General features: G+C 62.9%; 10 protein-coding genes. 4 read left to right on the top strand and 6 right to left on the bottom strand.

Going from position 1 to position 11,890, the window contains the following annotated elements; translation table 11 throughout:
• Positions 1-29 precede the first annotated feature (29 nt).
• Positions 30-926 carry an NAD(P)-dependent oxidoreductase gene (locus GQX66_RS20105; protein ID WP_166673423.1) on the top strand — a complete coding sequence of 299 codons (897 nt, stop codon included), beginning with the start codon at positions 30-32 and terminating at the stop codon, positions 924-926.
• Here GQX66_RS20105 and GQX66_RS20100 read toward each other — a convergent pair.
• Positions 817-3,099, bottom strand: a complete 2,283-nt coding sequence (locus tag GQX66_RS20100; RefSeq protein WP_240870900.1) for a bifunctional diguanylate cyclase/phosphodiesterase — start codon at positions 3,097-3,099, stop codon at positions 817-819. The two genes, GQX66_RS20105 and GQX66_RS20100, sit on opposite strands and share 110 nt — an antisense overlap.
• Positions 3,100-3,262: 163 nt before the next feature.
• Positions 3,263-3,616: a YkgJ family cysteine cluster protein gene (locus tag GQX66_RS20095; RefSeq protein WP_134021698.1), complete on the bottom strand. Its 354-nt coding sequence runs from the start codon at positions 3,614-3,616 to the stop codon at positions 3,263-3,265.
• Between the two features lie 303 nt (positions 3,617-3,919).
• On the opposite strand from GQX66_RS20095, the gene GQX66_RS20090 reads away from it, so the two are divergent.
• Positions 3,920-5,269 (top strand): MFS transporter, encoded by a 1,350-nt coding sequence (locus tag GQX66_RS20090; protein WP_240870896.1) that lies wholly within the window; start codon positions 3,920-3,922, stop codon positions 5,267-5,269.
• A gap of 202 nt (positions 5,270-5,471) precedes the next feature.
• Here the strand turns inward: GQX66_RS20090 and rapA are convergent, their stop codons facing one another.
• The gene (gene rapA / locus GQX66_RS20085) at positions 5,472-8,318 is read right to left on the bottom strand and encodes an RNA polymerase-associated protein RapA (RefSeq protein ID WP_102686611.1); all 2,847 of its coding nucleotides are present in this window, start codon (positions 8,316-8,318) and stop codon (positions 5,472-5,474) included.
• A gap of 242 nt (positions 8,319-8,560) precedes the next feature.
• Between rapA and GQX66_RS20080 the strand changes: the two genes are divergently transcribed.
• Positions 8,561-8,902 (top strand): hypothetical protein, encoded by a 342-nt coding sequence (locus GQX66_RS20080; protein ID WP_007959194.1) that lies wholly within the window; start codon positions 8,561-8,563, stop codon positions 8,900-8,902.
• Here the strand turns inward: GQX66_RS20080 and GQX66_RS20075 are convergent.
• The 3 genes from GQX66_RS20075 to GQX66_RS20065 form a co-directional block, all read right to left on the bottom strand.
• Entirely contained in the window at positions 8,872-10,083 is a 1,212-nt protein-coding gene (locus GQX66_RS20075; protein ID WP_240870893.1) for an aminotransferase class V-fold PLP-dependent enzyme, read from the bottom strand. The genes GQX66_RS20080 and GQX66_RS20075 overlap by 31 nt on opposite strands.
• Positions 10,080-10,550, bottom strand: a complete 471-nt coding sequence (locus GQX66_RS20070; RefSeq protein ID WP_085748198.1) for a RidA family protein — start codon at positions 10,548-10,550, stop codon at positions 10,080-10,082. Before GQX66_RS20070 ends, GQX66_RS20075 begins: the two co-directional genes overlap by 4 nt.
• Before the next feature lie 88 nt (positions 10,551-10,638).
• Positions 10,639-11,505: a LysR substrate-binding domain-containing protein gene (locus GQX66_RS20065; protein WP_240870890.1), complete on the bottom strand. Its 867-nt coding sequence runs from the start codon at positions 11,503-11,505 to the stop codon at positions 10,639-10,641.
• A gap of 185 nt (positions 11,506-11,690) precedes the next feature.
• On the opposite strand from GQX66_RS20065, the gene GQX66_RS20060 reads away from it, so the two are divergent.
• On the top strand, positions 11,691-11,852 hold the full coding sequence (locus GQX66_RS20060; protein ID WP_007959203.1) for a hypothetical protein: 162 nt from the start codon (positions 11,691-11,693) through the stop codon (positions 11,850-11,852).
• Positions 11,853-11,890 lie beyond the last annotated feature (38 nt).

The following is an 11,890-nucleotide window of genomic DNA, read 5'->3' as shown; positions in this document are numbered from 1 at the left end:
TCGGCGATCTTTAATCAAAAGGAGGCTAAATGATGTCAACGCGACCTTCGTTGGGGTTTGCCGGAATCGGCCTGATGGGCCTGCCGATGTGCCGCCGCTTGCTGGCCGCCGGTTATCCGCTGACCGTGTGGAACCGCAACCCGGCCAAGTGCGCGCCGCTGGTCGAGGCCGGCGCCCGGCAGGTGGCGACCCCTGCTGAACTCTGTGAACAGGCTGACGTGGTGATGCTGTGCCTGGCGGACACGGCGGTGGTGCGCGAAGTGGTGTTCGGTCCGGCCGGCGTGGCTGAGGGGGCGAAACCCGGTCAGTTGCTGGTGGATTTTTCCAGCCTCGAACCGACGGCGACCCGTGAAATGGCGGCCGAGCTGGCCGACAAGACAGGCATGGCCTGGCTCGACTCGCCCGTCTCTGGCGGTGTTGTCGGGGCCGAAGCCGGAAGTCTGGCGATCATGGTCGGCGGTGATGCAGCGGATCTTGATCGCGTACGCCCGGTGTTGCTCGAACTCGGGCAGCGCGTTACGCACATGGGCGGCGTCGGCGCCGGTCAGGTGACCAAGGCCTGCAATCAGATGATCGTCGCCTGCAACGCCTTGGTAATCGCCGAAGTGGTGGCGCTGGCCGAGCAGGCCGGAGTCGATGCCAGCCTGATCGCCGAGGCGCTGGCCGGAGGTTTTGCCGATTCCAGACCGTTGCAGATCCTCGCTCCGCAAATGGCCGAAAGCCGTTTCGAGCCGGTGAAGTGGCACGTGCGCACGCTGCTCAAGGATCTGGATACCGCGGTGAAGTTTTCCCGGGAAACCGGTTCGGCCACGCCGATCAGCGGATTGGCCGCACAACTGATGCGCCTGCATGGGGCGCAGGGCTTTTTGCAGAAGGATCCAGCGACACTGGTGCAAATGTACCGCGCGCCAAACTCAGCGGATTGACCGTGTGCGCGTGTTTGCGCTGGTTGATTTCCTCCAGCACCGGGCGCAGTTCGGCCAGTGGCACCGGGCGGCTGAGCAGGTAACCCTGAATGAAGTCGCAGCCCGAGCGCTCCAGGAATTCGTATTGCTCCAGGCTTTCGACGCCTTCGGTGACCACCTGCAAGTGCAGGGTATGCGCCATGACGATGATCGCCTGGACGATCTCCATGTCGGCGCTGGCCTTGGGGATGTCGAGGATGAACGAACGGTCGACTTTCAGGGTGTTGAGTGGCAGGCGTTTGAGATAGGCGAGCGACGAATAGCCGGTGCCGAAGTCGTCGATCGACAGTGACACGCCGAGGGCGCGGATCTGCCGCAGCAGCACCAGCGTGTTGGCGATGTTGCCCATCAAGGCGTTTTCGGTGACTTCCAGTTCCAGCCGTTCCGGGGCGACTCCGGCGCTGCGCAAGGCATGCTCGATTTCATTGGCCAGTTCTTCCCGGGCCAGATTCAGCGGTGAGCAGTTCCAGGCAATCTTCAGATCATCGCAACCATGACGCGACAGCTCGCCGAGGTCTTCACAGGCCTTGCGCAACACCCAGTTGTCGAGTTCGGCAATCAGGCCGTTGTTTTCGGCGATGGCGATGAAGCGATCCGGGGTGAGCAGGCCGTGCACCGGGTGCTGCCAGCGGATCAGCGCTTCGAGCTTGGTGACCTTGCCGGTCTTGAGTTCGAAGATCGGCTGGTAATACAGCAGCAGACCGTTCTCCTGACGCAGGGCATGGCGCAGTTCCTCTTCCAGTTGCAGTTCGAGGCTGGCGCGATTCTTCAGGTTGGAATCGAAGAAGTGTACGCCGTTGCGCCCGGCGCCCTTGGACTGGTACAGCGCCAGATCCGCATGCTTGAGCAGTTCATCGCAGGTGGACCCGTCTTCGGGAAACAGGCTGATGCCGATGCTGGTGGTCATCACCATGCGTCGTCCGGCGAGCTCAATCGGCTCTTTCATCTTGAGCATGATGCGCTGGGCCAGGTTGCGCGCTTCCTCGCGGTCGCGCAGACCGATGAGGATGCAGAACTCGTCGCCGCCGAACCGCGCGACCACGTCTTCATGGCTGCGCACCGAACCCTTGATGTGCTGGGCGATAACCTTGAGCAGTTCATCGCCGGCGTCATGGCCGAGGCTGTCGTTGATGCGTTTGAAGTGGTCGATGTCGAGAAACATCACCGCGAGCATCCCGCCTTCGCTGGATTTCTGGCTCAGCTTTTCGGCGAAGATCTGATTGAAACCGCGCCGGTTGATCAGATTGGTCAGGGCGTCGTAATTGGCCACGTGTTGCAGCGACATGCGCGCCTGATCGAGCTGGCTGAGCAGGGCGTTGACCCGGCGCAGATCGTGCTCCTTGTTCTGCAGCTTCTTGTCGGCCAATGCGGCGCTGATGGCGCTGCCGAGAATCAGCAATGTGATCAGCGCAACAGTCAGGCCCAGTTGCAGGTGACTGGTTTGCGACGCCAATGTCGGCGATTGCCCCTCGGGCAGCACCAGTTGCAGCGCCGCCATGCCGGTGAAATGCATGCTGAGGATGCCCGCACCGAGAATCAGCGCCGCCACGTACTTGAGCATCTGGATGTGCAGGCCGCTGCCTTCGCGCAAGTAACCGGCCACCCGCAGTGCGGCGAAGCTGGCGCCGATGGCGATCACGATCGATGACACGAACAGGATGGGCTCGTAGTAAGCCGTGGCGGCGGATTCGATGGCGGCCATGCCTACGTAGTGCATGCCGGCGATGCCCAGGCCGATGACGATAGCGGTCTTGAGGTATTGCAGCAGGCTCGGCTGTGGATGGCTGAGGGTGTGCATGGCCAGCCAGGACGCCAGTAACGCGATCACCAGGGAAAACAGGGTCACGGGCAGGTCGTAATGGATGTCGATCGGCGCCTGGAACGCCAGCATGCTGATGAAGTGCATGGCCCAGATGCCGCCGGCCAGGCAGGTTGCGCCGATCCAGCGCCACAGGCGTTGCGAACCGGGTTCTTCAGCGTGGACGACCCGTTCGGCCATGTCGAGGGTAGCAAAACTCGCGGCGCAGGCGACCAGGTAGGCCACCAGCACCAACAGGGGATTGTGTGTGCAATTGAGGATGACCTGCCCGCTCTCCGGCTGCTCGGCAACAAATTGCAAACCAAGCCACTCCATAGCATGCCCCGTCTCTGAGTGCGTCCTTACTGCGTCATCAACGCAGGCGAATGTTTGCAGTATAGAGGCGGTTTTTGGCGTGCAAGCGGTAGTGGCACATTGGCGCTAATGATTTTGGCATGAGCGTCATAGCGTTTGGCGCTAAGCGTTGAAACGCCTGAACTCAGGCGACTTCATTCCAGTGCGGTTGCAGCGGCGGCAGGCCGAAACGGGCCCGCGCCTTGTCGCAGTCGGTGTTCCGTTCGCCGTTTTCCCACGACGCTTCGAACTCGCGGCAGGGGCTGGAACGCTTGTCGTAGATCGTGCAGGCCACCGACTTTCCGACCTCACCCTCCAGCGCGGTGCAGCGCGGCGCCTTGCGGTCGGTGCCGATCATCGCGACCCGGCTGGGCGTGATCTGGGTGACCAGTTCATCGGGTACGGTCCCGCCGGAGGATGCGCATTCACCCCAGAAAAAAGAAACACGAAAATGGGAACAGCAGGCACCGCAATTCAGACACGGACTGACTTCGGACATGGGCGGGGGTATCAAAGGGATTGATCGGCAGGATCCGGACGGATCCGGCGGCCATTCTAGGCTTTGCCACGGCGTTGGGAAGGGGGGCGAGAAAGTATTTTTTCATTGCCGGATTTTTCCGCAAAACCCCCGGTTTTAGGGGGATTCGAAGCATTTCAAGGGCTTACGTTTCGTTACACGGCCATGGCCCGTTATCAGGCTGACGAATGATCACAGACAGCTCCGACGAGCGTGACTAGATTGCAGGTTCCGGGCTCGGATGCGTTGGCAGTGAAGCCCTAATAACAATAAAGAGACGGACCCATGCAGAACTCGACCCAAGCGGCGAATGCCTGGCGCATTCTGTTCCTGCTGTTCCTCGCCAACCTGTTCAACTTCTTCGATCGCACCATCCCGGCGATCATCATCGAACCGATCCGCATGGAATGGCACCTCAGCGACTTTCAGCTGGGGATTGTCGGCACTGCGTTCACCATCGTTTATGCCATTGCCGGCCTGCCGCTGGGACGCATGGCCGACACTGGCTCGCGCAGCAAACTGATGGGCTGGGGCCTGGCGACCTGGAGCGCGCTGACGGCGGTCAACGGTCTGGTCGGCAGTTTCTGGAGTTTCCTGCTGGTGCGCATGGGCATCGGCATCGGTGAAGCGAGTTACGCACCCGCCGCCAACTCGCTGATCGGCGACCTGTTCCCGGCTCATCGCCGGGCCCGGGCCATGGGCATTTTCATGCTTGGCCTGCCGTTGGGGCTGCTGCTGGCCTTCTTCACCATCGGCTGGATGGTCAAGGCGTTCGACAGCTGGCGCGCGCCGTTCTTCATCGCCGCCGTACCGGGGCTGCTGCTGGCGGTGTTCATGTTCTTCATCAAGGAACCCAAACGTGGCGCAGCGGAAACCGTGCAGGTGTCGCAGGAGAAAGTCGACAAGCCGATCCGCCGGATTCTTGCCGTGCCGACCTTCCTGTGGCTGGTGATGGCCGGGCTGTGCTTCAACTTTGCGACCTACGCCTGCAATTCTTTTCTGGTGCCGATGCTCCAGCGTTACTTCCTGATGCCGTTGCAGGAAGCGGCAGTGGCGACCGGGGTGATCGTCGGTGTAACCGGGTTGATCGGCCTGACCCTCGGCGGCTGGATCGCCGACAAGATTCACCAGCGGGTGGCCAACGGCCGACTGCTGTTTGCCGCGTTCAGTCTGATCATCTCCACCCTTTGTACGGCGTGGGCGCTGCATGCCGGGCGTATTGAGATCGGGGTGTTTGTCGCGGTGTTCAGCGTCGGCTGGCTGTTCGCCTACAACTTCTACACCTGTGTGTACACGGCGATTCAAGACGTGGTCGAACCACGCCTGCGAGCCACGGCGATGGCGCTGTTCTTTGCCGGGTTGTATTTGCTCGGTGGCGGTCTGGGGCCGGTGGTGGTCGGCGGTTTGTCGGATCACTTCGCGAAATCGGCGATGGTCTCGGCAGGCGCCGAGCAGATGACCGAGGCGTTCAAGGCCGTCGGCCTGCATGATGCGATGTACCTGATCCCGGTGGCGTTGTTCCTGACCATGGTGTTCCTGTTCCTCGCCTCACGCTGTTTTGTGCGGGATGCGAAGCGGATGAAGGAGGGGCTGGTGGCGGTGGTTGAGCCGCAGAGTCAGGCCGTTACCGCTTGATGACCTGCATCGCCTGATCGTTCCCACGCTCCGCGTGGGAATGCAGCCCGGGACGCTCTGCGTCCCATTCGAGAGCTGGAACGCGGAGCGTCCCTTGAGGCATTCCCACGCGGAGCGTGGGAACGATCGGCGGGGGGACAGGCAAACAAAAAGGCCCGCATCGCTGCGGGCCTTTTCGTTTTTGGCGATGGAGCAGGGCGGTTTAGCCTGCCACCAGTACCCGGATCGCTTCCAGTCGCAGTGCTGCCTTGTCGAGCATCGCCAGACCTTGTTCGCGCTGCTTGCGCAGGGCGTCCAGTTCGCTGTCGCGTACAGTCGGGTTGACCGCCTGCAATGCGGTCAGGCGTGCCAGTTCTTCGTCGGTGTCGGCTGCCAGACGGCGGCGGGCCTCGGCCACGCGCTCGGCGTGGCGCGGGGTGACCTTGTCTTCACCGGCGTTGATCCGTGGCGTCAGCTGATCGCGCTGGGCCTGGATGAACTTGTTGGCGCTGGCGCGCGGCACGCTTTCCAGTTGATCGTTCAGGGTTTCGAACGCCACGCGCGACGACAGGTCGTTGCCGTTGGCATCGAGCAGGCAGCGCAGGGCGGCCGGCGGCAGGTAACGGCCCAGTTGCAGCGAGCGCGGGGCAACCACTTCGCTGACATAGAGCAATTCCAGCAGCACGGTGCCAGGCTTGAGCGCCTTGTTCTTGATCAGCGCGACGGCGGTGTTGCCCATCGAACCGGACAGCACCAGATCCATGCCGCCCTGCACCATCGGGTGTTCCCAGGTGATGAACTGCATGTCCTCGCGTGACAGCGCCTGGTTGCGGTCGTAGGTGATGGTCACGCCTTCGTCGTCGCCCAGCGGGAAGCTGGCGTCGAGCATCTTCTCGCTCGGCTTGAGGATCAGGGCGTTTTCCGAATGGTCTTCGCTGTCGATGCCGAACGCGTCGAACAGGGTTTCCATGTAGATCGGCAGGGCGAACTGATCGTCCTGTTCGAGGATGTCCTCGACCAGCGCTTCACCTTCGCCGGCGCCGCCGGAGTTGAGTTCCAGCAGACGGTCGCGACCGGTGTGCAGCTCGGCTTCCAGACGCTCGCGCTCGGTGCGCGCCTCGTCGATCAGCGCTTGCCACTCGCCGTCGTCGGCTTCTTCGAGCAGCGGCAGCAGGCGCGGACCGAACTGATGTTGCAAGGCGTTGCCGGTCGGGCAGGTGTTGAGGAACGCGTTCAGGGCTTCGTGGTACCACTGGAACAGGCGCTCTTGCGGGCTGGTTTCCAGGTACGGCACGTGCAGTTCGATGATGTGCTTCTGGCCGATCCGGTCGAGACGACCGATCCGCTGCTCCAGCAGGTCCGGGTGCGACGGCAGATCGAACAGCACCAGATGGTGGGCGAACTGGAAGTTGCGACCTTCACTGCCGATTTCCGAGCAGATCAGCACCTGCGCGCCAAATTCTTCGTCGGCGAAGTAGGCGGCGGCGCGGTCACGCTCGAGGATGTTCATGCCTTCGTGGAACACCGTGGCCGGGATCCCGGAGCGCACGCGCAGGGCGTCTTCCAGGTCCATCGCGGTTTCGGCGTGGGCGCAGATCACCAGCACTTTGGTGCGCTTGAGCATTTTCAGCTGGTCGATCAGCCACTCGACGCGCGGGTCGAATTTCCACCAGCGTTCTTCTTCGCTGGCGTCCGGCTGGGCCTGGAAGCTAACTTCCGGGTACAGCTCGGCGTGTTCGCCCAGCGGCAGTTCGAGGTATTCGTCCGGGCACGGCAGCGGGTACGGGTGCAGTTTGCGCTCCGGGAAACCCTGCACGGCGGCGCGGGTGTTACGGAACAGCACGCGGCCGGTGCCGTGGCGGTCGAGCAGTTCACGCACGAGGCGGGCGCTGGCTTCGGTGTCGCCATCGTTGACGGCGGTGAGCAGGGCTTCACCTTCGTTGCCGAGGAAACCGTGGATAGTCTTGTGCGCGGCCGGCGACAGGCGACCCTTGTCCAGCAGCTCCTGAACGGCTTCGGCCACCGGGCGATAGTTTTCGCTCTCGGCGCGGAAGGCGGCCAGGTCATGGAAACGGTTCGGGTCGAGCAGGCGCAGACGGGCGAAGTGGCTGTCCTGACCGAGTTGTTCGGGGGTGGCGGTGAGCAGCAGCACGCCGGGAATGACTTCGGCCAGCTGTTCAACCAGCGAGTATTCCGGGCTGACTTTCTCTTCGTGCCACACCAGGTGGTGGGCTTCGTCGACCACCATCAGGTCCCAACCGGCAGCGAACAGCGCGTCTTGCGCCTTTTCGTCGTCGACCAGCCACTCCAGCGCCACCAGGGCCAGCTGGGTGTCTTCGAACGGGTTGGTGGCATCGCTTTCGATGAAGCGTTCTTCGTCGAACAGCGCAACCTGCAGGTTGAAGCGGCGGCGCATTTCCACCAGCCATTGGTGCTGGAGGTTTTCCGGTACGAGGATCAGCACGCGGTTGGCGCGGCCCGACAGCAGCTGGCGATGGATCACCAGGCCGGCTTCGATGGTCTTGCCCAGACCCACTTCGTCCGCCAGCAATACGCGCGGCGCGATACGGTCGGCGACTTCACGGGCAATGTGCAACTGGTGGGCGATCGGTTGTGCACGCACGCCGCCCAGGCCCCACAGCGCGGACTGCAACTGGCGGCTGGTGTGTTCCAGGGTGTGATAGCGCAGGGAGAACCAGGCCAGCGGGTCGATCTGGCCGGCGAACAGACGGTCGCTGGCCAGACGGAACTGAATGAAGTTCGACAGCTGGGTTTCCGGCAGGGTGACCGCTTCGTTTTGCGCGTTGAGGCCGTGATAGACCATCAGGCCGTCGACGTCGTCGACTTGCTGGACAGTCATCTTCCAGCCTTCGAAGTGAGTGATCGAGTCGCCGGGCGAGAACCGCACGCGGGTGAGGGGCGCATTCCGTAGCGCGTACTGGCGAGTCTCGCCAGTGGCCGGGTAAAGCACGGTCAACAAGCGGCCGTCCTGTGCCAGAACGGTGCCTAAACCAAGCTCTGCTTCGCTGTCACTGATCCAGCGTTGCCCCGGTTGATACTGCTGCGCCATGCTGCCTGACTCCCACCTTGAAAAAGCGGGCTATCTTAACGGAATGAGGGCCCGAGGCCAAAGGATAAGGAGCCTCGGCCCGGCTTTTAACCGCAATCGGCCAATTGCAGGGAAGATTAGGTCATGCATCGGTTTTACGGGATGTTGAGGCACCCTTGAGTGCCAAACCGGTCACAAGTTTGCGACCGATGGCTCAAGGCACCCCTGGCGCCGCCGATAACCTGCTGACAGGAGACCCTCATATGCTGCCACCGATGCTCCCCCTGAGCGCCGTGCCGATCACCTCCCAGCAGGATCCGATCCGCCAGCGACCGGATATTCCCCCTGTGGTGCCGGTGCAGGAAAGCTCCAACGAAAGCACCATCGACCTGCAAAAACGCGACCCGGAAGAGGACGGCTATCTGCTGCGCGAAGAGCAGCGCCGCCAGCAGGAACGTGATCGCCGGCGCCGTGAAGCCGACGACGACCCCGAAGCGCACCTCGCCGTGCCCGGCACCGAACTGAATGCCGACAACACCGTGCCGGTGGCGCCGTTGATGGAGGATCAGCCGCGTCAGGGGCTTTGGGTCGACATCGAAATCTGAGGCCGGGCGGCCAGTTCCGTCAGGTTTTCCAGCAACACGTCGATCTCTTCTTGCGTGTTCAAGTAGCTCACCGCCACCCGCGCAATATTCGTCAGCCTGCGCGCCTGCATGTCCAGCGGCGTGTAGGCCACGCCATTGGCGCCGATGTTGATTCGCCGTTCGGCCAACGTCTGCTTGAGCGCCACGCTGTCCCAGCCTTCAAGCGTGAAGGCGATCAGCCCGGATTGTTGATTCGCCGTTCCGAGATTCCGCAGCGTCAGGCCGGGAATCGCCTTCAGGCGTTGGCGCAGTCCATTGCTCAGGTGTGCGATGCGTTGGCGGATCGCGAACGCGCCGAGGCGATTGTGCTCCTCCAGCGCATTGGCCAGACCGGCCAGTAGCGCCAGCGACACCTCGCTGGTTTCAAAGCGGCGCGCGTCGTCACGCAGGGTAAAGCGCTTGCCGTCCCAGGGCGCCGACAATACATCGCGTTGCACGGGGAGCAGTCGTTGCAGAAATTGCGCCCGGATGTACATCAACGCCGTGCCGCGCGGCCCGCGCAGGAACTTGCGACCCGCACCCTTGAGCACATCGCACTGCAAGGCCTGAACATCGCAGGGCAACTGCCCCAGCGCCTGACCGGCGTCGATGAAATAAGGAATGCCGTGGCGCCGCGCCACGCTGCCGATCTGCGCGGCGGGGTTGATCAGGCCACCGTTGGCCGGCAGCCAGGTCAGGGCGATCAGGCGTACCTGGCCGTCGATCATCTGCGCCAGGGCTTGCGGGTCGACCGCGCCGTGGGCGTCACAAGGAATCACTTCGAGCCGCGCGCCGGCCTTCACCGCTTCGGCCATGCACGCCAGGTTGCCGGCCCATTCATGGCGACCCACCAGAATCCGCTCGCCGAGCTGCCACGGCCCCAGCGCGTTGAACGCCTGGCTCCAGGCTGCCGAGCCGCTGCTGGCGAAGGCGATGTCCTCGGGCTGGGCGTTGAGCAGGGCGGCGGCCGCGTTGCGCGCGCGTTCCTGTACCCGGTTGTCTGCCGCTTCCATCGGCCCGCCGAGTGCTTCGTGTTGCAACTGTTCGATCACTGCATCGAGGGTGGCTTGGCTCGGCAACGAGGCGCCGGCGTGGTTGAAGTGGATCACCTGAGCGCAGCCGGGCGTGGCGGCGCGCAGGCGCGAGAGGTCGTCGAGGTTCACGGCTTGAGCTCGAAGATCGCGTCGATTTCCACCGCGACGCCGGCCGGCAGACTCGACACGCCGACTGCGGTGCGCACGTGCCGGCCCTTGTCGCCGAGGGCGTTGACCAGCAGGTTCGACGCGCCGTTGGCGACAAAGCCCTGAGCTTTGAATTCCGGTGTGGCGGCCACGAAAACTCCGAGGCGCAGGATGCGCACCAGTTTCGACAGGTCATCGCCCAGTGCATGGCTCAACTGGGCGAGCAGGCCCAGGGCAGCCAGTTCAGCGGCGTTGGCCCCTTCTTCGTCGGAGATCGCTTCGCCCAGTCTCCCGATGAACGCAGGTTTGCCGTCGAGCAATGGAATCTGCCCGGAGATGAACAACTGATTCTGGCTGACCACATGGTTGACGTAATTGGCGATCGGCTGGCTCGGTTCGGGCAGGCGCAGGCCGAGTTGTTGCACGCGTTGGCTGAGGGAATCGGTCATGGGAAGTCCTCCTGAGTGAGGGCTTCAGCATGTTGGTCAGAGCGAAGGGCGACAAACGGATAGATTTAATCCGACGCATCCAAAAAACTCATGCGTTCGCGGTTTCCTCCAGCCACTGGCAGAAACTGTGCGCCGCCGATGTGGGCGGGCGTTGCGGGGTGACCAGCCAATAACCGATCTCGCCGAGCATCGGCGGCGTGTCGAAGGCCGGCACCAGCGCGCCTTCCTTGATCCGCCGTTCGATCATTCGCTGGCGACCCATGGCAATGCCCTGACCGGCGACGGCCGCTTCGACGACGATGTTGTAGTCGTGCAGCATGACGCCGGGCACATGAGCCAGATCGATGCCGCTGTGTTGCTGCCAGTCGATCCATTCGAACGGCTGGTGCGACTTGGCCATCAGCAAGGGCCCGTTGTTCACGCCTTTGGCCTTGAAGGCCGGGCTGCACACCGGCGTCAGGGTTTCAGCCATGAACCGCCGGGCCTGGACTTTCGGCCAGCCGCCCTTGCCGTAGCGGATCGCCAGATCCACCTCGCCGGCATCGACGTCGGCCAGTTGCACGGCGGGCAGCAGTTCGACATGGATGTTCGGGTATTTCGCGTTGAAGTCCGCCAGACGCGGTGCCAGCCACAGGGTTGCGAAAGAGGCGAGCAGACCGATGCGCAGGGTGGTGGGGCGTTCGCCGCGCAGGTCGTGGGTGGCGGCGGCAATCGCGGTGAGGGCCGGTTGGATTTGCAGGTAATACTGTTCGCCGGCGGGTGTCAGATCGATCGCCCGGGTGCGGCGCACGAACAGTCGCTGATCGAGGAATTCTTCGAGTTTGTGCACCTGATGGCTGATCGCGCTTTGGGTCACCGACAGCTCATCGGCAGCCTTGATGAAACTCAAATGGCGGGCCACGGCCTCAAAGGCGCGCAAGGCCATCAGCGGTGGCAGATCCTGATGCAGGGGCACGGCGCAGATCCTTCGGGTTCAGGGCGAGGCGCCGATTGTGCGGGCAAATCCGGTGGGCGGTACATGAATTGTTGTAGAGCGTTTAGGTCAGTGGCTGGTCAGCGCCTGCGTCAGGCCGCATTATTGGCGCAGTCCTGTCGGTGATCCGGCAGTTGTGATTCAGTCCAAGCGATGCACCGAACGCCATGAGCCAAGACGACAAGCTGATTGACCTCAACACCGAACGCGCCAAGCGGGTTCATGACCTCAACGAGAAGCGCCTGAATGAAGTTCGCCAGGCTTTCGAGCAGGCCATGCCTTTGGGTAAGCCGAAGAAAAAGCCGAAAAACAAACCGAAAAAGCGTTGATCTCCCCTGCATCCGTTGATGCAGGTCAGTTATTTCCC

Origin of the sequence: Pseudomonas sp. B707 (assembly GCF_022496685.1) — a bacterium.
GTDB classification, from domain to species: domain Bacteria; phylum Pseudomonadota; class Gammaproteobacteria; order Pseudomonadales; family Pseudomonadaceae; genus Aquipseudomonas; species Aquipseudomonas paraglycinae.
This window is presented reverse-complemented; position numbering and strand designations above follow the sequence as displayed.

Excerpts from the sequence above, each read along its gene's own strand:
- GQX66_RS20090 (WP_240870896.1), top strand. The coding sequence starts at position 3,920 with ATGCAGAACTCGACCCAAGCGGCGAATGCCTGGCGCATTCTGTTCCTG.
- GQX66_RS20080 (WP_007959194.1), top strand. The coding sequence starts at position 8,561 with ATGCTGCCACCGATGCTCCCCCTGAGCGCCGTGCCGATCACCTCCCAG.
- GQX66_RS20100 (WP_240870900.1), bottom strand. The coding sequence starts at position 3,099 with ATGGAGTGGCTTGGTTTGCAATTTGTTGCCGAGCAGCCGGAGAGCGGG.
- GQX66_RS20060 (WP_007959203.1), top strand. The coding sequence starts at position 11,691 with ATGAGCCAAGACGACAAGCTGATTGACCTCAACACCGAACGCGCCAAG.
- GQX66_RS20095 (WP_134021698.1), bottom strand. The coding sequence starts at position 3,616 with ATGTCCGAAGTCAGTCCGTGTCTGAATTGCGGTGCCTGCTGTTCCCAT.
- GQX66_RS20105 (WP_166673423.1), top strand. The coding sequence starts at position 30 with ATGATGTCAACGCGACCTTCGTTGGGGTTTGCCGGAATCGGCCTGATG.
- GQX66_RS20070 (WP_085748198.1), bottom strand. The coding sequence starts at position 10,550 with ATGACCGATTCCCTCAGCCAACGCGTGCAACAACTCGGCCTGCGCCTG.
- rapA (WP_102686611.1), bottom strand. The coding sequence starts at position 8,318 with ATGGCGCAGCAGTATCAACCGGGGCAACGCTGGATCAGTGACAGCGAA.